This is a genomic window from Flavicella sp. IMCC45537 (genome assembly GCF_057197705.1).
Genome location: NZ_CM170067.1, coordinates 1,545,936 through 1,566,658 on the forward strand (window position 1 = coordinate 1,545,936; position 20,723 = coordinate 1,566,658).

At 31.0% G+C, this 20,723-nt stretch carries 14 protein-coding genes and 1 tRNA gene; 1 reads left to right on the plus strand and 14 read right to left on the minus strand.

Annotated features, from left to right (window positions below; genetic code table 11):
• Window positions 1-24: 24 nt before the first annotated feature.
• The 11 genes from AC2DGP_RS06650 to AC2DGP_RS06700 form a co-directional block, all read right to left on the minus strand.
• The gene (locus AC2DGP_RS06650) at window positions 25-2,877 is read right to left on the minus strand and encodes a type I restriction endonuclease subunit R (protein WP_484492232.1); all 2,853 of its coding nucleotides are present in this window, start codon (window positions 2,875-2,877) and stop codon (window positions 25-27) included.
• 4 nt (window positions 2,878-2,881) lie between these two features.
• Window positions 2,882-3,799, minus strand: coding sequence for an Abi family protein (locus AC2DGP_RS06655; protein ID WP_484492233.1), 918 nt, complete (start codon window positions 3,797-3,799; stop codon window positions 2,882-2,884).
• A gap of 168 nt (window positions 3,800-3,967) precedes the next feature.
• Window positions 3,968-5,170, minus strand: coding sequence for a restriction endonuclease subunit S (locus tag AC2DGP_RS06660; protein ID WP_484492234.1), 1,203 nt, complete (start codon window positions 5,168-5,170; stop codon window positions 3,968-3,970).
• Window positions 5,171-6,796, minus strand: a complete 1,626-nt coding sequence (locus tag AC2DGP_RS06665) for a type I restriction-modification system subunit M (protein ID WP_484492235.1) — start codon at window positions 6,794-6,796, stop codon at window positions 5,171-5,173.
• 345 nt (window positions 6,797-7,141) lie between these two features.
• Complete coding sequence (locus tag AC2DGP_RS06670; RefSeq protein WP_484492236.1) at window positions 7,142-7,873, minus strand: hypothetical protein; 732 nt, start codon at window positions 7,871-7,873, stop codon at window positions 7,142-7,144.
• 17 nt (window positions 7,874-7,890) lie between these two features.
• Entirely contained in the window at window positions 7,891-8,184 is a 294-nt protein-coding gene (locus AC2DGP_RS06675) for a helix-turn-helix domain-containing protein (protein ID WP_484492237.1), read from the minus strand.
• 187 nt (window positions 8,185-8,371) lie between these two features.
• Entirely contained in the window at window positions 8,372-8,650 is a 279-nt protein-coding gene (locus AC2DGP_RS06680; RefSeq protein ID WP_484492238.1) for a helix-turn-helix domain-containing protein, read from the minus strand.
• 100 nt (window positions 8,651-8,750) lie between these two features.
• Entirely contained in the window at window positions 8,751-10,046 is a 1,296-nt protein-coding gene (locus AC2DGP_RS06685) for a hypothetical protein (RefSeq protein WP_484492239.1), read from the minus strand.
• 81 nt (window positions 10,047-10,127) lie between these two features.
• On the minus strand, window positions 10,128-11,345 hold the full coding sequence (locus AC2DGP_RS06690; protein WP_484492240.1) for a site-specific integrase: 1,218 nt from the start codon (window positions 11,343-11,345) through the stop codon (window positions 10,128-10,130).
• A gap of 233 nt (window positions 11,346-11,578) precedes the next feature.
• Window positions 11,579-11,652, minus strand: a tRNA-Asp gene (locus AC2DGP_RS06695).
• Between the two features lie 152 nt (window positions 11,653-11,804).
• On the minus strand, window positions 11,805-12,944 hold the full coding sequence (locus AC2DGP_RS06700; RefSeq protein WP_484492241.1) for a serine hydrolase domain-containing protein: 1,140 nt from the start codon (window positions 12,942-12,944) through the stop codon (window positions 11,805-11,807).
• Window positions 12,945-13,191: 247 nt separating this feature from the next.
• Between AC2DGP_RS06700 and uvrB the strand changes: the two genes are divergently transcribed.
• A complete protein-coding gene (uvrB, locus tag AC2DGP_RS06705; protein WP_484492242.1) occupies window positions 13,192-15,177 on the plus strand; it encodes an excinuclease ABC subunit UvrB in 1,986 nt (661 codons plus the stop codon).
• 170 nt (window positions 15,178-15,347) lie between these two features.
• Here the strand turns inward: uvrB and AC2DGP_RS06710 are convergent, their stop codons facing one another.
• From AC2DGP_RS06710 to AC2DGP_RS06720, 3 genes are all read right to left on the minus strand, one after another.
• Window positions 15,348-17,792, minus strand: coding sequence for a TonB-dependent receptor (locus tag AC2DGP_RS06710; RefSeq protein ID WP_484492243.1), 2,445 nt, complete (start codon window positions 17,790-17,792; stop codon window positions 15,348-15,350).
• A 396-nt stretch (window positions 17,793-18,188) separates the two neighbouring features.
• On the minus strand, window positions 18,189-19,265 hold the full coding sequence (gene prfA / locus AC2DGP_RS06715; protein WP_484492244.1) for a peptide chain release factor 1: 1,077 nt from the start codon (window positions 19,263-19,265) through the stop codon (window positions 18,189-18,191).
• Window positions 19,266-19,371: 106 nt separating this feature from the next.
• A complete protein-coding gene (locus AC2DGP_RS06720; protein ID WP_484492245.1) occupies window positions 19,372-20,550 on the minus strand; it encodes an AIR synthase related protein in 1,179 nt (392 codons plus the stop codon).
• Window positions 20,551-20,723 lie beyond the last annotated feature (173 nt).

Consider the following 20,723-nt stretch of genomic DNA (forward strand, 5'->3'; position numbering starts at 1 on the left):
TTTTACTTATAAGTGAAATTATCTTTAATTATCCATTCCGTTAACAAAAGTCTCTACAAAGTTTACTACTTTATTTAAGATTCTATCTCCAATAGATTTACGTTTTAAAACATTTGGTTTTGTGCCTTCTATCAAATCCAATAATTCATCACGCAAAGGCTCTCTTTCCGCATAGAGATAATCTTCAATTAGTTTTTGTGTTTTTTCTGATGATAAGTTTTCTTCTTTTACAAATACTTCAAATGCTTTTCGCTGTTCTGCTGACCAGAATTTCTCAAACTCTTGTGGTATTGTATCTGCATCTTCTATTTCAGGTAAATTATCTTCTATAAACCTTTCTATTAATTCTCGTTTGCTTCTTAAATTAGCTTCACCAGTTAAAGCATCAACTATTTCTTTTTTCTTCGCTTCTTTTTCTGATTGCTTCGCATCTTTTAAACCTGCTAATAACTTTAAAATATAAGTTACATTGATTACATCGCTATGGATTAATTCTAATTCAAAATCTACATCATCAAGAATTGATACTTTCTCTTTAGCGTTTTCATCTTTGGTTTTTTGCCATAAATCTAAATACTTACTTCTATAATCATTAAACAACTGTTCTTCCATTTCGATATCTCCCCAATCGAAATTAGCAAAGGTTGTCATTGTGTTTTTTAAACGCATCAACTCTCTAAATGCCTTTATAAACTCTAATTCATCTGCCTCACTTACTAATTCATTTACACTATCAACAGTAGGAACTAATTCAAGAAGATTATTATATGCCTCATCAAATTTTTGCACATAATCTTCATAAGGTTCCATTATAATAACATCAATAGCTTCTTTATTACTAAAAAGTGTAATTGCTTCATCTGTTACTTTTTTCAAGTTACGGAATACTACAATATTACCTTGTGATTTCTGCTCGTTTACAATCCTATTAGTACGTGAATAAGCCTGTATTAAGCCATGATATTTTAAATTCTTATCTACGTATAAGGTGTTTAATGATGGACTATCGAAACCTGTTAAAAACATATTCACTACTAACAGAATATCAATTTTACATTCTTTTACTTTCTTTGATATATCATTGTAATAATTGTAAAATGATTGACTGTCTTTTGTAGAGAAATTAGCACCAAACATCTCATTATAATACCCAATATAACTTTCTAACTTATCTCTTTTATGAGGGTTTAGATTATACTCTGCACCTGGTTCAGCTGCTATATCGATTGGATCAGGTATATGACCGTTTGCATCATCATCTTCTTCATTCGCTACATAACTAAATATGGTTGCTATTTTTAGATTATGTTCTCCTGCTTCTTTTTTACGTTGTAGAATATCATAATAATTGACTAACATATCTGTACTACCAACACAAAACATCCCTGTAAACTCTTTGTTGTGTGTTTTACGGTTGTGATTTGCTATAATATAATCTGCTATTTTCTCTAAACGTTTTGGCGATTCCATTAACTCTTTACGGTCAATATCTTCTACTTCAATATCAATTTCTGTTGCAGATTCTTTTTGTTTGTATTTACCAACATATTCTACTGCAAACTTTAATACATTTTCATCCTTAATAGCATCCGTTATTACGTATTTATGTAAGCAATCACCAAATAATTCTTTTGTTGTACGCTTTCCTAATTCGTTTTTAACAGCATTGTCTGCAAATATTGGTGTACCTGTAAAACCGAACATTTGAAAGTTATTGAAGAATGCTTTTATACGGTTGTGTGTTTCTCCAAACTGACTACGATGACATTCATCAAAAATAAAGACGATACGCTCCTCTTTCATTTTCTCCATCTTCGCTAAATAGTTCTTTTTACTAATAGCTGTATTTAACTTCTGAATGGTAGTAACAATAATTTTAGTATCATCACTAAACTGTTTTACTAATGCTTTTGTATTGTCTGTACCATCTATACTGCCTTTAGAGAAACTATTAAACTCTTTAGTAGTTTGATAATCTAAATCTTTTCTATCTACTACAAATACCACCTTTTTAACTTGTGGCATTTTCATAATAATTTGGCTTGCTTTAAAAGAAGTCAATGTTTTACCTGAACCTGTAGTATGCCATATATAACCGTTATGTGTGCTGTTTTTAACCTTATCAATAATGCTTTCTACTGCATAGTATTGATACGGTCTAAGCACCATTAATATTTTATGCGTTTCATTTAATACAATGTATTTACATATCATTTTAGAGATATGACAAGGCTCTAAAAATTCCGATGTAAAACCATTTAAGATGTTAGTTAAACGCTTGTTTTCTTTATCTGCCCAAAAGAATGTTTGCTTAAAAGATTGATGTCTATTGTTTGCGTAGTATTTGGTATTAACACCGTTACTAATTACAAATATTTGTACGTATTGAAATAAGGCTGATTTAGCACCAAACGAATGTCTTTGATAGCGATTTATTTGATTAAAGGCTTCTTTCATTTCTAAACCTCTACGCTTTAATTCTATTTGAACTAAAGGTAAACCATTAACCAATAAAGTAACATCGTAACGGTTTTTATAACTACCCTCTATTGTTACTTGATTAGTTACTTGATATTCATTTTGACACCAATGCTCGGTATTTAAAAACTCGAAATATAAGTTATCGCCATTATCTCTAACAATATGTTGTTTTTCTCTTAATGTTTTAGCTTTTTCAAATACAGAACCTTTACTCAGCATATTTAATACACGCTCAAACTCTTTTGCAGTAAACGTAATATTATTATGCTTCTCTAACTGCGCTTTTAAATTAGTTATTAACGTTGCTTCATCTGGAATACTCACTTTTGAATATCCTTGATTTGATAACTGTTCTATTAACTGATTTTCTAATACTTGTTCTGGTTGTGTACTCATAATTTTATTGCCAAAGAGGTTCTTGAAGCCAATTAGGTTTCATACCTAAAGCATTTGGATCTACATTAGGGTATTTTACAAACAAATCATTTAAACGACTTGTAAAATTGTTATTAGGCTGTATAGTATCTAATAAATATTTCATTAAACATATATGTACATAAAGTTTACTAAACTCGTGTTGCTTAGGAACATTTACAGCATCATTTATCCAAGGGTTAGGTGGTTTGGTTAGTAACTTTACTGTCGCAGGTAAATTACGATTCCATAATCTTGAATGATGCGCACAAAAGTTTCTTATTTGCGCAATGGATTGTAACCAACTTGGTAAATATGTATGATTGACCGCACCATATTCTTTTGCTATCTCATCTTTAGCATTTATAGTGTGTTTTAAATTGCCGTACAATTTAGATAGATTACCGAAACTCACTTGTTCAAGACTTTTCCAAGATGGAGGAAATCTTAAATCATCTTTGTGTTTTTTAAAATGATTTTTTATGGTAACATCTTTACTTCTTGCTCTGGTAATTTCTTCTTCAATTTTGGCGAGTGTTCTTGAAAACTGCAATCTATCATTAAAAATTTCAGAATTACAAAACCACCAAGGGTCTATTTCGTGCGATAAGTAATAAATTAATTTAGTACGTAAACTAATTTCTATTTTTTCAATTACATCAAAAATTAATAAGCGTAACTCAGCATCAAAATTATAGAGTGCAATTACATCTGAAAACTTACTATTAGGCTTAAAAATATGCTTTTCTTTATCTTCTTGCATTACATACCAATACTCTCCTAAACGGTAATAACTTATGTTTGCTAAATAGCGTTCTACAAATGCTGGATTGGGTATCTCTAAACCTCTTTCTTGTAATTGGGTAATTTGTTCCTGTATGGTAATTGCTTTTTTACTAAACATAGAGATAAGGTGTTATTAGTAAAAACAGTAAGGTATATAAAGCAAAAGACACACCCTGGGACGCTGTTCTAACGGGTAGCGTGGTGTGTACTGTTGCAACAAATGTACAAAGTTTATAGTATATATCACTACTTTTTAACATAATTTGTTATTTTTTAACATTTTCAATTACACAAACATCTGTTGCAACAAGCCTTTTTTATAAGACTTTATGTGTTCTATTTTTGTATTAACTAAAGCTATATTTTTATCTATTGCTGATAAGAAATCAGCTATTTTATTTTGCTCCTCTAATGATGGCACAAAGAATTTCATCGTTTTTAGCTCATTGATTGACAAAACAGTTTGAGAAGTACCTACGCTATATTTTCCTATTTTTGATTTATAATAATTTAATAAGGTTATTAAAAAATAATTATTGCACTTTTCAACTTTAAAAACGGGATAATAAACACTTATTATACCTGTAAAGCCTAAACTATTTAAATTAAAATTAAAAGACCTGTTATCACTTCTTGATCTATATGTAATATAGTTTTCAGGTAATATATTAAAACCTAAATTATCTCTTTCCGAAATAGGATTATTGCCTGAATAATATTCTGATTGTAACATTAAACCTCTTTTAGAAGAAGTTAAAACAGGATATTGATTATTAACTGTACTTTTCTTTTTATATTCTATAATTAAATCACCTAACTTTTTTTCATTCCAGTTGCTAAATAATTTACCAGAATCATCTTTAAATCTTAATTCTTGTTTGAAAATTTTTTGCAGAACACCTTTCTTGTATTTTTCTAAAAGAGTTTTCTTTTTCTCTAATATTTGTATATGAGTATCTATTTTTGTTAGGAAATTAGCTATTTTTTGTTGCTCTAATAGTGAAGGATATATTAAGCCAACTTCAGAAAAGTATTTATAACTAATCATTTTACCATCTCTAATACCTTCAAGGTTTTGAGTTAGGTTTTTGATATAGTTATTAGTTTTTAAATAATATTTAAAATAACCTTCATTAGCATCATCTTTAGGTTTAAGAATAATATACGCAGGACTACAAATACCGTGATAATTACTTAACTCAATTCCTCCTTGGAATGATCTTAAGCTAATAATAAAATCGCCTTTTTCAACTACCTTGTACGAAGCTACACTTTGGTTGGTGACACTAATATTAAAATCAATCATTTCTCTTGGAATAGCTCCAAAATCTTGAGTGATAGCTAAAACAGGTAATTCGGAATTATGATTCTTGTTTGAAACACTCTTAAATAATTTATCGCCACTTAACCATTTCCAGTTATCACTAAATTCCTTAAACCTTAATTTGGGTTTAATATTGTTTTTATCAATTTTCTTGTATAACGACATTTAAAAAGGTGTTTTTATTCCTAACTCATTACAAAAAATCTTTATTTTATCATTGATTTTTGGTAGCTCAACATCGATTTGTATTATTTCAGTAGCTATTGCGTCAATATCAATCACTTCTTCTTCTTCAAAGGTATCTACATAACGAGGTATGTTTAAATTATAGTCGTTTTCTTTAACTTCGGTTGAAGATGCTAAAAAACTGTATTTGTCTTCGGTTTTACGTTCTCGGTAAGTAGTTACAATTTTGTCTATATCAGCTTCACCTAAAATATTTTGGGTTTTTACCTTGTCATAATGTTCGCTGGCATCTATAAATAAAATATCATTTGGGTTTTCTCTACATTTTTTAAACACTAAAATACAAGTAGGAATAGATGTACCGTAAAATATGTTCGCAGGTAAACCAATAACTGCATCTAAACAATTCTTTTCTTCAATTAAATATTTACGAATATGTAATTCTGCACCACCTCTAAACAACGCACCGTGAGGTAATACTACTGCCATTTGTCCGTTCTCTGCTAAATGATGTACCATATGTTGTACAAATGCAAAATCTGCTTTACTACCTGGTGCTAACTTACCGTATTGACTAAATCTATCATCACTCATTAAGAGTTGATTAGCACTCCATTTAGCAGAAAATGGTGGATTTGCTATAATAGCTTCAAAACGATGTTCTAAGTGTTGAGGGTGTTCTAAAGTGTCTTCTTGCTTAATATCAAACTTACGATAATGCACACCGTGCAATATCATATTCATACGTGCTAAATTGTACGTTGTACGGTTTAATTCTTGACCGTAAAAGTTGTTTACTTCATCTACTTCTTTTGCCACACGTAATAACAAAGAACCACTACCACACGTTGGGTCATATACAGATTTTAGTTTCTTTTTACCTGTTGTTACCAACTTTGCTAACACCATACTAACTTCTTGTGGCGTGTAAAATTCACCTGCTTTTTTACCAGCTCCACTTGCAAATTTTCCAATTAGATACTCATAGGCATCACCTAACACATCTAACTCTGTATTTTCTAATTTAAAATCTATTTTATCTAAGTGTGCCAATACTTTAGCGATAATCTCATTACGTGCTTCTGGACTTTTCCCTAATTTGGTAGAATTTAAATCCATATCTTCAAAAAGGTCTTCAAAATCTTCTTCACTATCCGTACCCATTGTACTGTTTTGGATATTGTTTAAGATTTTTTGTAAGTCTTCTAATATGAAGTTGTCTTTTGTATTGTAAGTTTCAGAAGTATCTTCTGCTACTGTATCACTTTCTTTTTCATCTTCATTATGATTACCACGTTTTGAAATAGCAGAAAATAATTCTGAGGGTTTTAAGAAGTACCCTAATTTTTCTAAAGATTCTTCTTTTATAGCTTCTATATATTCTTTTCCTGTCTCTGTGTTTTCGTCTATTTCAGAAAATAAAAATGTATCGCCACCTTCTTTAAGGATTTTGTTGGCATATATTTCCATTTTTTCGGCTAAGTACTTATAGAAAATAAAGCCTAATATATAATCACGAAACTCATCTGCATTCATTTTACCACGTAAAGTATTGGCAATATTCCAGAGTTGTTGTTCTAATTGTTTTTTATGGTCTTCTGACATATAATTGGTACAGTATTAATTCAATGTTAAAAATAGAAATATATATTGGTTTGAAGGCTTTTTTATAGTTTACTTTTCACCCCTGTTTTATGGTATATCACAAGTATCAAAATACAACTAAAGACATACCTTTAAATCAGACAGTTCTTACTATATTTGAGATTTGGAAATAGAGTTACACTCTTATAACTCATTTCTTTTTCATAGCATTTTTTTTTACAAACCCATCTATTCTTTTTCATAGCAATTTTAAAGAGGTGGGTTTATTTTTATACAAGAATATTATTGCTCTTATATTAACACTTACCCATTGACACTATTACCTTCTTTTATATATTGCTTTATTTATGTTTCCAATTTTTTCCTTTTACGAATAGAAAATAACGGTGTTATATGGTCTATTCCTTGTAAATGATATTTTCCGTTTCTATAGACAATGCAATTTGTTTGAACATCAGAATATTGTTTCAAGCCTTCTAATTCAAATTTAGAAATATCAAGATCTCTGAATGTTTTTTCTATAGAAATTAATTTTTCTTTCTTTGCTAAGTTTTTAATTCGTGAAGCCTTGGCTTTAGATATATTAAAAACTTCTTTAACTCCATTCACAGAAACTGGAGCACTCTCTAATTTAAAATTAAAGGAAGGAAAAAGAAAATGATAGGTACGTTGCTTTATTTGTACGTTTTTTTCTTTTTTAACCTTCCTCCAAAAATCTTTATGTAAATAACCGTACAACGCTGCACCCAATACTGCTTGTACCTTAAAAATATCATTCGGATAAAACTCAATACTTGCTCTAGAAACCCAATATTCCTTTTTTCTTATTCTATCAAAAGAATACAGTAAATAATATTTTGTTTTCTCATTCAATCGAACCCAATTCAACTCCAATAGCTTTTTTACATTTGCATTAATTGTCTTTTTATTTACATCCAATATCAAACACAAAAAATTTATTTCTTGTTTCGTAAATTTCAATTTACCTTCTGGATACAAATGTTTCAATAGTAGAAATAACTGAAGTGGTTTTTCTAAATTATTTTCTAAAACATAGATGCATTGCGCTATCGGCACCAATCTATAATTAGCTACTACTCTTTTTTTTTGAAAGCAACTTTAGAATTTTCTAACAGACTCCTTACATCTTTAATATCGTAATACACTTTTCCTTTTATTTTAGAATAAGCTATTACTCCTTCTGACCTCCATGTATTCAAAGTTTTATCACTGATATGAAATAATCGTTTGATATCAGCATTGTCTAGTATTTGAAATTCTGCACCTAGCTTTTCTTCTTTCAACTTTATAGAAAGATCGTTTAGGTTTCTTTCAATCTCACCAAGGTGTTTTACACTGGCTAAATATAAATTCTTAAAATCTTGCATCTTTTTATTTTTAATTCTAAATTATAATATTGCTTCATAACCATTTACCTCTTTTGTTTTTCTATTAAAGGTAGGTGTCCATTTTATATTCCCCAATAAAACGGACTTTCAACTTGGTCTAAAACTTGCTTTGGTATACCTGTAATTTGATGTGAAAATTACAGCGTATCATACACAACAAACGGATTTAATGTTTGTTGGATTTATTGTAGTTTTTATCTAATAAGACTTCTACATCTTTCATCTTATAGTAAATTTTGCTTCCTATTTGAGAAAATGAGATTACACCATCATTTCTCCATGTCTGAGCTGTTCTCTTGCTAATGTTCATTAACTGAATAAACTCCTGATTATCGAGAAAAGGCTCTTGAGGATTTTTTTTATTGTACTCTATTGTAGCGTTTAACTGATCTAATTTTACTACTAATTCATTGTACTGCTCTGATGTTAAAATTACTGCTTCCATTTGCTTATTTATTTTAAATTATATCGCAATATGGCAGCAATGAGGGGTACTTAAGCTCCAGACCTGATAAGACCCGATAATGTCTTATATAATTAGCATTTTAATGAAGTGGGTTACTTTTCATGTATTGAATAACCGATTTGTACGATTCTTCAGCTGTATATTTTTTTTCTAATTTTGATTTGATTTCTAATCCTATTTGAGTTCCAATGATAAGACATAAACTGTGTAAATCTTTATTAGGTAAGACACAAGCATCTCTTAGCGCTTCTACCACACCACGAATTACACTTTTTTTTCTTGGACTTAGAATTGATTTCCCATTGTTTGTAATGCTTAAGTCTTCAAGTAGCTTAAGAATATAATCCTGTTTTTCTTGACTTACAAATGTTTTGAAACTTTCCGTTTTCTCTTTTGTAGTATCTGTGTTTAATGAATTATTTATTCTAATTAGTTTCTTTGGACTCTCAACTCCACTCTGATGGTTTATTTCTTTATCTACCATTTTCAATAATTCATAAATATTATGAAACTCGAAAGGATAAAATAATTTCTCTAAATTGGTTGTGTAAGATTTTTTTTGTTCCTCAGTACCTATTACTATTTTTCTATAAATCCCAAGTTTCAAAAAATCTTTTGTAGAATATCCTTTTTCTAACGTTAGTCGTTTAATTTCAGCATCAATTTCCTTTGTAGAAAAAGCACCATCCAATTCAAGTTTCTCACTAAACAAAAACAGTTCGATGTCTTTTTTTAAATATCTTAAAGCTTTTAAATCTAACTGGGTTTTTTCCTTAATTAATTGATAATACTCAAGTTTTGTAACCTCTTTCTCTTTTAAATCATCTAACAATCTATTAAACTCATTCTCTATAACTGGTGTGTTTTCATTAGTTTTATTATACTTCAGTAGTCTATTTAATCTATTGGCTAAGACCATATGCTTTATAAAATGATTCGAAAATTTAGTGTCAAGACCATATTCACCATTCATAATTATAGCATCCCAAAACCAATCTTCTTGCTCCTTGGAGTCTTCGATTGAAGTCCAGTTTTCTCTATTAATAATTACATCTGAAACATCCTCCACATATTCCATTTGTGTAAAACGATACACCAAACTTGTTCTAAGGTCATCGTAACCTAGATTAGGGTCAAAAGGGTGAATGTATTCACTTAAAAATGGTGCAATATCTGGGCTTACATTCAGTAATTTTTTCTGAATCTTTTTTATTTCAGACTTTACCAATTGCTCTTTTTCTTCCTTATTTGTACAGGTAAGAAAAAGCATATATTCTTTTTCTAAATCTTTGTGGATTTTTTCAACTAATTCTCGGTCTATAGCATAGGTTAACCCCTCTAAAATAGATTTAACTACTTCTGAATACTTTGTCATTTATTTTATCTTTTTCATAACTCCAACCTATTACCTAGCAATGAATAATAGAGGAAATCAAATATACTATTTTAGAAAGATTTACATAGCCGTTTTATTCATTAAGATTGCCATATCATTACTTATTTTTGAATCTAAAACCTTAGCGTAAATTTGTGTAGTCGCTATCTTTTTATGGCCTAATAGCTTTGATACTGTTTCCATTGGTATTCCATTTGAAAGAGTAACCGTAGTTGCATATGTATGACGCGCTAAATGCGTATGTAGTTTTTTATTTATACCACACAAATCAGCTACTTCTTTTAAATAGGCATTCATCTTTTGATTGCTTGGTACTGGTAACATTTTTTGTTTTAATTGATGACAAGGATTGTTCTTGTATTTTTTCAATACCTTTTCAGCTTCTGGCAATACCGGTACTCTGCACTCTGAACCTGTTTTTGTTCTATTTAGTATTATCCATTTATAGCCATCAATCCCAATTTGAATGTGATTCTTTGATAGTTTCTCTAAGTCACGATAGGACAGCCCTGTGTAACATTGAAACACAAATAAATCTCTTATTATTTCAACTCTTTCAATATCAAATTCCTTTTCTATTAATTTATTTATTTCTTGCTGAGTAAGACAATCTCTTTGAGCTACTTTTTGAGTGATTTTATAATTTGCAAAGGGGTCTTTTCTTATATAATCATTTGCTAATGCTATTAAAACAACTTTCTTCAATGCTTTTATATGTTTCATTGCAGAATTGTGTTGACACTTTGCAGTAGTTTTTAAATAAAACTCAAAGCTTGTAATAAACTTATGACTCATTTCTGATAAATGAAAGTCTTCATTATTATATTGGACTTTACAGAATATTTTTATATGTTTTATTGCTGCTTGATACCTTTGATACGTCAAAGGAGAATATTCTTTTCCTATCAAACTTTTCATATTATCGTTATGCTCTTTGAATAACTCTACTATTGACCATTGTTTTTCACCTATTCCTAAAAAAGCATTTGACAGTACTTTTGCTGTAATTGTTTTTCCTCTTTCTTGTAATTCTTGTTGATGAGAAAATATCTGTCCTTGTATACTATATATATAATCGTTTAGTAAAATAGAACTATTAGAATTCCCTTTTGCTTTGTTTCTTGAAGTATCCCACAGATTTGGCTTTACACTTCTTTTAATAGAAAACTCTGATCTCTTACCATTTACTGTTATACGCGCGTATACTGGCGCTTGACCATCTTTTAACAATTTACTTTTTTTAATAAAAAACAGGATTGAAAATGTTGCTCTTTTCATAATGAAATATTTAGTTATAAAGTTAGAACAAAACACTTGTATTGTTTAATGCAAAAAACTGAATATCAACGCAAAAGAACAGCAATAGGAGGACTTTAATTCTAAATGAATAGTCCACCGATTAAGACACTTGCAATAAGGAGAATTTAAGAGAAGTAGAAAAGTATACACATAAAAAAAGCCCCATTTTAGTGGGGCTTTCATCAAATTTCTTTGATATACTTTTTAAAAAGCGGTCTGGACGGGACTCGAACCCGCGACCCCCTGCGTGACAGGCAGGTATTCTAACCAGCTGAACTACCAGACCGTTGCTGTTAGCGGTTGCAAATTTACATTGTATTCATGTATCTCACAAACTTTTTCCCATAAAAATTATGTTTATTTCCTTCTGAAAGCGACACAAACGCATAGTTCTTTCATTTACAAATATTTAAAAAATAATATTTTTCAAAAAAAAAATTAACTTTCAAGATATTTCTCTACAATACGCTTGATTTTTGAATTTAAGGAGGCAATAGACCTATAGCTTGTGTGCTCTAAAATAATAATTACCGTATCATCTTTTGGATATTGAATCAAACCTGTGTTAAAACCATTCCATTTTCCATAATGATAAACTCTACCATCTTTACCATGATCTAGTCTAAAACCAAACCCATAAGGAACTTTTCTACCATATTTTGTTTCCCCATTTGTTTGCATCAAAGACACAGAAGCTTCAGATAAAAGCATGCCATTATGCAATCCATAATTCCACTTATACAAATCTTCTGTATTGGCATAGATATTTTTATCGCCAACAATGGCATCATTAACGGTACCTCTAATTTTTAAATGTCTCCAACCCTTATAGAGTCTATAGCCAATTAATTGGTTCTCACGTATGGTATCTTTTTTATAGCTATACACAAAAGAATTTTTCATCCCCAATGGCTTAAAAATATTTTCATGCACAAAATCAGCATAGGTCATACCCGAAATTTTCTCTACAATGGAAGCTAAAACAAAGTATCCTGTGTTGGAATAATCAAAGTTCCTACCAGCTTTAAAAAAACGAGGAGTATTGGTTTCTTCCAGTAAAGCCATCATTTCAGAATTATTTGGCGGTTCTTTCTCTTCCCATTTATGCTCTGCTACCCAAAAATATTTTGGTACACCTGATGTATGAGTCAATAAATGCTCTATGGTTACATCCTTATAGGGAAAATCTGGATAGAATTGAGAAACCGAATCTTTCAAATGTAATTTACCTTGCTCATATAAAAGCATGATAGCTGTTGCCGTAAACTGCTTACTTACAGATGCGATTTGAAACGCAGAAGTTTGATGTAACAGCTCCTTTTTTCTAAAATCTGCAAAACCAATCTGGTTATTATAAACAATTTTACCGTTTTTTGCGACCAATACGGCGCCATGAAAATCATATCTTTTATGAATCCTTTTCAATAATGAATCCATTTTATGCCTCACCTGCTCTACTTTACCATCAGGATACTTTTGAACCACGACTCCTACTTGTCTTTTAATATTTTTAACGGAGTCTATTTCAACATATTCAATAGAATCTTGCGTGTAATTAGAGGTTCTTCCTAATTTCATAAATAGGAAAAGCAGGACAAGGATAACGGAACTAAATAATAAGACTTTTTTCAAAAAAAAATAATTGAGGGGTAATGTCTCGCAAATTAACATTATCTCACGGTATTTCAAAAAAATATGCTTGTTTAACATATACACCAATACCCCATTCCCATTAATTTTCAATTATTTCTCAGTTCAAAGTTCATTTACATGGAATAATTTTTATTATGTCCTTTATTAGATTTTCTTACGTTATTTTTGCAATATGGACTTTACATTACAATCAGCATACAAACCAACAGGAGATCAACCAGAAGCCATCAAGCAACTTACTCAAGGTATTTTAAATGATGAAAAATACATGAACCTTTTAGGGGTCACGGGGTCTGGTAAAACGTTTACAGTTGCAAATGTTGTTCAAAATGTAAATAGACCTACGCTTGTTTTGGCTCATAACAAAACATTGGCAGCGCAGTTATACGCCGAATTCAAAGAATTTTTCCCAAACAATGCAGTGGAATATTTTGTTTCCTATTATGATTATTACCAGCCTGAAGCTTACATCCCTTCTAGTGGTGTTTTTATAGAGAAAGATCTATCCATCAATGATGATATTGAACGTTTGAGAATCAGCACCTCCTCTGCTTTACTTTCTGGAAGAAGAGATGTTTTAGTGATTGCTTCCGTATCCTGTTTGTATGGTATTGGAAATCCTGTTGAGTTTAAGAAAAATGTAATTACCATAGAGCAAGATCAAGTTTTAGCGCGAACCAAATTTTTACATATGTTGGTGCAAAGCTTATATTCTAGAACCGAAACAGAGATAAAAAGTGGGAGTTTTAAAGTAAAAGGAGATACAATTACCATATACCCTTCCTATGGAGAATTTGCATACAGAGTTCATTTTTTTGGGGATGAAATTGAGGAAATTGAATCATTTGACGTTGAAAATAATACGGTAATTGAAAAATTTGAATCTCTAAATATCTACCCTGCAAATTTATTTGTGACATCACCAGACATCCTCCAAAATGCCATTCATCAAATACAAGAAGATATGGTGAAGCAAGTGGATTATTTTAAGGAAATAGGAAAACACCTTGAAGCAAAACGACTAAAAGAACGTACTGAGTTTGATTTAGAAATGATACGTGAATTAGGGTATTGTAGCGGAATTGAAAATTATTCTCGCTATTTAGATGGAAGAGAACCAGGTACAAGACCTTTCTGTTTACTTGACTATTTTCCAGAAGATTATTTGATGGTAATCGATGAAAGTCATGTAACCGTACCGCAAACACATGCCATGTATGGTGGTGATAGATCCAGAAAAGAAAACTTGGTAGAATTTGGCTTTAGATTACCTGCTGCAATGGACAACAGGCCTTTAAAGTTTGAAGAATTTGAAGCCGTGCAAAATCAAGTATTATATGTGAGTGCTACTCCTGCAGATTATGAACTTGAAAAAACAGAAGGTCATTTTGTAGAACAAGTGATTCGACCAACTGGATTATTAGATCCAATTATTGAAGTTAGGCCAAGTGAAAATCAGATAGACGATTTAACAGAAGAAATTCAACAAAGCATTGAACTTGACGAACGTGTTTTAGTAACCACCCTTACCAAAAGAATGGCAGAAGAATTGGCTAAATTCTTAACGAGAATACAAATTCGTTGTAGATACATACATTCTGATGTTGATACACTTGAGCGTGTTCAAATATTACAAGATCTTAGAAAAGGATTGTTTGACGTTTTAATTGGGGTAAATTTGTTAAGAGAAGGTCTAGATTTACCTGAAGTTTCTTTGGTTGCCATTATTGATGCTGATAAAGAAGGTTTTTTAAGATCGCATAGATCCCTAACGCAAACCATTGGTAGAGCAGCGAGAAATGTTAATGGTAAAGCCATTATGTATGGAGATAAAATCACAAAAAGCATGGAGTTAACTATCTCTGAAACAGCTAGAAGAAGAGAGAAACAAATCGCCTACAATGTGAAACACAATATCACACCTAAGCAAATTACTAAAAAAATAGACAATGCACTTCTTGAAAACCAAGGAACCTCCTACTCTTCTATAGATGAAAATATTGCCGCAGAACAAGATTTAACCTATTTAACGAAAGGTGAGATTGAAAAAAGAATCAATCAAGCAAGAAAAGAAATGGAAGCAGCTGCTAAAAACCTTGATTTTATTGTAGCCGCTAAATTAAGAGATCAAATAAAAGAATTAAAAGAAAAACTTTAAAAGGACCTTGAGAAATATTCAAGGTGCATTTATAAATTAATTTTGCCTTGGAGCTTCTGAAATGAAATTTATGCGTTTGAGTAAAATTCTCAAAAGAATTTTGATTAGAAAACACTTCTAATTGACACTTTATTTAAGTAATACTTCCAAAGCCTCAATAACTAAATAATTTACATAAAACCGCCTCCACTAGCTTCATTGGAATCTCTCTTTTTTCTTTTTCTAGCTTTGTTTTTACCACCTCCAAAATTATACATAAAGCCTAGAAAAACAGTCCTACTTTCCCAATTAAATTGGCCACTCTGAGGTATCGGTTTGTCGGATGTGAATTTAAATTTCATTCCTTTAAAAATGTCATTAAAATTCAAAGTTAACGTCCCTTTCCCTTTTAGAATATTATAACTAGCTCCTGTATTTACCATCCACATTGGATCTACATTAAATTGAATGGATTGTCCACCTCCTCTATACATTGCAAACAATTGCAATCGCAAATTTTTAGTGGCGGTAAAATTGTTGTTTACCCTAAAATTAAAAGCATTGTTTTGAACTTCAATTAACTCATTATTGGCTATTCCACTTTCTCTTTGAATATACAAATCCATACTTGCATTCATTCTCCACCAATTTGCAAAGGCGTGATTGCTTGAAAACTCAAAACCATATCTATCACTAGCATCCGAATTGATATAAGACAGCTCTAGCTTATCTTCATCAAATTCATCAATATTTAACACTCTTGTTATATTATCATTGATTTTTCGTAAAAATGTACCAACAGTAAAAGAGCCTTTTTCATATTGTCTCATATAGCTAATTTCAAATGAATTTGTAAACTGTGGTCGTAACTCAGGATTTCCAATAGAGGTTATAAGTGGTGTACTCCACTCTCTAATAGGATTTACTTGTTGAATGGAAGGACGATCAACCCTTCTACTATAACTTATTTGGTATTGATTTTTATCGTTGGGATTGTAGGTGAAAAAAGCAGAAGGATACACGGTAAAAATTTTGTCTGTATATGCTGCTGTTTCTCCAGACTGAGAAAAGTCACCTCGTACCTCATAACCCTCTAACCTAGCACCAAGTTGCATGGTTAATTTATCAAATTGCTGATTATAATTCACGTATGCAGAATAAATATCACGATCATAACGAAAAGAACTATTTCCTATAGCTGTTGTTTCATACCAGGAAACTAATTCGCCCTCTACAATAATTGTTTTTGGAATTCTATTCCCATCATCATCATACACAAAATTATGCTGTGTGGTATTTAAGGAGTTTTTAGTTCGATTATAACGTGCTTCTAATCCTAATTCTAACTTTGTTTTCTCAGATAATTGTTTGGTGTAATCTAAGTTATAAAGCGCTCTATCTTTGTTATCTACGACAAAATCCGTATAATTTCTTGTCATATCGTAAGGCTTGACCTTTTCATAAAAATCAGCATCTTGCTCTCTGTCATAATTGGAAATATTTGCTTCTAATTCAAGCTTTTCTCCTTCTTTTATATCAAAGGTATAGGCAAAATCATATGTTTTTGAATCTCCATCATTCTGTACATCAGAAGGACTATCTGAATCCAACATACCCGTAATTACCGTACTTGAAAATTGAGAATCACGAGATTTATTTTGAGTTGTATAAACAGAAAATGTATGTTTATCATTTATATAATAATCTGCACCAACCTTTAAAATATGATTTCCATAATTGGACTCAAAGTTAAAATCTTGTTGGATACTATTATCATCTCTATTCACCACTCCATAATTAGTATTATCTCCATTATTATATCCATAGTTCCCAAAGAAATTTACCTTACCTGTTTTAAAATTCATATTTGTTGAATAATTATATCGTGGATTATCGCCGTAGGTTAACCCTGTATTTACAGAACCATTAAATCCTAAATTAGAATTCTTATGTAGAATTATATTGATGATGCCACTCATTCCCTCAGGATTGTACTTTGCGGAGGGATTCGTAATTAGCTCAATACTTTTTATAGATGTTGAAGGAATTTGTTTTAATAGCTGAGCTGCTGAAACATTTGTTGGTTTTCCATCTATTAAAATTCTTACATTCTCATTTCCTCGTAAACTAATATTCCCCGATTGACTATCCACCGATACAGATTGTACATTGTTCAATACCGATGCAGCGGTAGCTCCCACGGAAGTTAAATCTTTCCCTACGTTGATTACCTTTCTATCAATTTTTTGCTCTACGGTTGATTTTTCTGCAACTACAACCACTTCATCCAATTCCGAACTTGCTTCTTTCAGCCGTAGCTTACCCAAGTCGTAGGTTCCGCTTTTTTTAGAAATTTGAATTTTTTCATGTAACGTGTCATAACCAATAAAAGAAACCAATACAATAAAATCTCCTTGAGGAATTTTTCTAATTTCAAAATAACCTTCATCATCTGTTATCGTTCCAGAAATTGTTTTTCCCTCAAGGTCTTGTATCTCAATATTCACATATGGCATGGGTTTCATACTGTTTTCATCATATACTTGGCCTATGATCACTCCAAATACTTCATCAGATGCTCTTAGAGAAAATGAAGTAGTTACCAATAGAAAACAGAAAATAATTAAGGATTTCATAGTTAGATTTTTATTATTTTGACACAAACTTACAAAATAAATAGTACTATGCAAAACAAAGTACTATATAAAACAAAAATAACACCCTATAAATAGGGAGGTTAAAATTCACTTATTTATGGTTATTGTGAGAATTGTATGAATACTTTAATTTTACAGTAAGTAAGAGTAATTAAATGGTTATTGTAAAAAACGGATGAAATACGCCCCTTAATGTTCATCCGTTTTTTTACTCTTTTATTTAAGATTGAATTTCAAAAAAATGATAATTAAATTAGTAGTCGGTTAATTATTTCGGTTGTGTTCTCGTGCCGCAGACACAACCGATTTTTTTTTACAAGACACAAAAAAAAGCTGCTAACATCTGTTAGCAGCTTTTTTATAACCTTATATTGCTTAAAGAGCTTCTCCCAACTCTTTTAACCTTTCTGTATTCTCAGCCAACTTAAGACCATCTATAATTTTATGAATATCTCCATTTATAACATTCTGTAAATCATATAAAGTCATCCCAATTCTGTGCTCTGTAACACGTCCTTGTGGATAATTATAAGTTCTAATTTTTGCAGATCGATCCCCACTAGCAACCAAAGAATTTCTCTTCAAAGAATCTGCCGCTAATTTTTTCTCTAGCTCTTGTTCATATAATCTTGAACGTAAAACCTTCATGGCCTTATCTTTATTTTTGTGCTGAGATTTTTGATCTTGACATTGTGCTACCAACCCAGATGGGATATGTGTCAAACGAACTGCAGAATAGGTAGTATTTACCGATTGCCCTCCTGGTCCTGAAGAACAGAAATAATCAATTCTAATATCACTCATCTTCATATCAATATCAAACTCTTCTGCTTCTGGTAAAACCATTACAGTTGCTGCAGATGTGTGTACACGTCCTTGCGTCTCAGTTTGAGGAACTCTCTGTACACGGTGTACACCAGATTCAAATTTCATATCACCATAAACATCCGCTCCTGAAATACTGAAAATAATTTCCTTGAAACCTCCTGAGGTTCCTTCGCTAATATCCTCAACTTCAACCTTCCAGTTTCTATCAGAGCTATATTTTGTGTACATCCTATACAAGTCACCAGCAAAAATACTTGCCTCATCACCTCCAGCACCAGCTCTAATTTCAACAATTACATTTTTACCATCTTCTGGATCCTTAGGAATCAACATGAATTTAATCTCCTCTTCTATCTGAGGGATTTGTTCATTAGCTTCATCTAATTCCATTTTAGCCATTTCAACCATTTCAGGGTCTGAACCATCAGAAATAATTTCTTTAGCTTCTGCAATATTGCTTAATAGCTTTTCATACTCATTAGACTTATCAACTATTTGACCTAAATCTTTATATTCTTTATTAAGCTTTACATAGCGCTTTTGATCCATAATGATATCAGGCTGAATAATCAAATCCGATACCTCATCAAAACGTTGCTTAAATATTTTAATCTTATCTAACATCTTTTAATCTCTTTTCTTGGATACAAATTTACATTTTTTATCCGATTATTATAGATACCAAAAAGACCAGTGTTTACACTGGTCTTTTCACTATATTTTAACGCAACTAATAAACAAATTCACCGAACTCACTTCTAATTGTCAATTTATTACTTTCTGCAGCCTCTACTCTACCCACAATTTTAGCCTCTACATTGAAACTTTTTGAAATTTCAATAATTTCAGATGCAATATTCTCTGGTACATAAATTTCCATTCTGTGTCCCATATTAAATACTTGATACATTTCTTTCCAATCTGTACCAGATTGCTCTTGAATAAGTTTAAACAATGGAGGTACCTCAAACATATTATCTTTGATAACATGCAAATCTTTTACAAAGTGTAAAATTTTAGTTTGAGCACCACCGCTACAGTGAACCATACCATGAATTTCATCTGCTGAAAATTTACTTAAAATTTCTTTAATGATTGGTGCATAAGTTCTTGTTGGTGACAGCACCAATTGGCCAGCATCTATCGGTGAATTCTCTACAGTGTCAGTTAATTTCACTTTACCAGAATACACCAATTCTTCAGGAACTGCAGCATCAAAACTCTCTGGATATTTCTCCGCCAAATATTTATCAAAAACATCATGACGAGCAGAAGTCAATCCATTACTCCCCATACCACCATTATATGATTTCTCATAAGTAGCTTGTCCAAAAGACTCCAATCCTACAATTACATCACCTGGTTTTATATTTGCATTATTTACTACATCAGCTCTTTTCATTCTTGCTGTTACAGTAGAATCAACGATAATTGTACGAACCAAATCTCCTACATCCGCAGTTTCTCCTCCTGTAGAATGAATCTCAACACCAAACTCTTTTAATTCTTGTAACAACTCCTCAGTTCCATTAATTATTTGGGATAAAACCTCTCCAGGAATTAAATTTTTATTTCTTCCAATTGTAGAAGAAAGCATAATATTATCCGTTGCTCCAACACATAATAAATCATCAATATTCATGATCAATGCATCCTGAGCGATTCCTTTCCAAACAGAAATATCACCTGTTTCTTTCCAGTACATATAAGCCAATGAAGATTTAGTACCTGCGCCATCTGCATGCATGATCAAACAGTACTCCTCATCACCCGTAAGATGATCCGGAACTATCTTACAAAACGCCTGTGGAAACAAACCTTTATCAACATTTTTAATAGCATTATGAACATCTTCCTTAGAAGCTGACACCCCTCTTTGACTATACCTTTTACTAGTTTCTGAACTCATTCTAATTTCTTTGAATTTGAAAAATGCAAAGTTACTTATTTGAAATCAATTTTTAGCCTATTGAATGAACTTTATATACGCAGAAACCTTTTAAGATTTTGCAATATTAAGAGCTTGAAAATAAGATATCCTAAATAAATTTCTTTGAAATCAAACATTCCATTAAAAATTTA

What these genes read in the sequence shown, in the direction of transcription:
- AC2DGP_RS06700 (WP_484492241.1), bottom strand. Translation starts at nt 12,944, where the DNA reads ATGAAATTAGGAAGAACCTCTAATTACACGCAAGATTCTATTGAATAT.
- AC2DGP_RS06650 (WP_484492232.1), bottom strand. Translation starts at nt 2,877, where the DNA reads ATGAGTACACAACCAGAACAAGTATTAGAAAATCAGTTAATAGAACAG.
- AC2DGP_RS06690 (WP_484492240.1), bottom strand. Translation starts at nt 11,345, where the DNA reads ATGAAAAGAGCAACATTTTCAATCCTGTTTTTTATTAAAAAAAGTAAA.
- prfA (WP_484492244.1), bottom strand. Translation starts at nt 19,265, where the DNA reads ATGTTAGATAAGATTAAAATATTTAAGCAACGTTTTGATGAGGTATCG.
- AC2DGP_RS06665 (WP_484492235.1), bottom strand. Translation starts at nt 6,796, where the DNA reads ATGTCAGAAGACCATAAAAAACAATTAGAACAACAACTCTGGAATATT.
- uvrB (WP_484492242.1), top strand. Translation starts at nt 13,192, where the DNA reads ATGGACTTTACATTACAATCAGCATACAAACCAACAGGAGATCAACCA.
- AC2DGP_RS06680 (WP_484492238.1), bottom strand. Translation starts at nt 8,650, where the DNA reads ATGGAAGCAGTAATTTTAACATCAGAGCAGTACAATGAATTAGTAGTA.
- AC2DGP_RS06675 (WP_484492237.1), bottom strand. Translation starts at nt 8,184, where the DNA reads ATGCAAGATTTTAAGAATTTATATTTAGCCAGTGTAAAACACCTTGGT.
- AC2DGP_RS06710 (WP_484492243.1), bottom strand. Translation starts at nt 17,792, where the DNA reads ATGAAATCCTTAATTATTTTCTGTTTTCTATTGGTAACTACTTCATTT.
- AC2DGP_RS06660 (WP_484492234.1), bottom strand. Translation starts at nt 5,170, where the DNA reads ATGTCGTTATACAAGAAAATTGATAAAAACAATATTAAACCCAAATTA.
- AC2DGP_RS06655 (WP_484492233.1), bottom strand. Translation starts at nt 3,799, where the DNA reads ATGTTTAGTAAAAAAGCAATTACCATACAGGAACAAATTACCCAATTA.
- AC2DGP_RS06720 (WP_484492245.1), bottom strand. Translation starts at nt 20,550, where the DNA reads ATGAGTTCAGAAACTAGTAAAAGGTATAGTCAAAGAGGGGTGTCAGCT.
- AC2DGP_RS06685 (WP_484492239.1), bottom strand. Translation starts at nt 10,046, where the DNA reads ATGACAAAGTATTCAGAAGTAGTTAAATCTATTTTAGAGGGGTTAACC.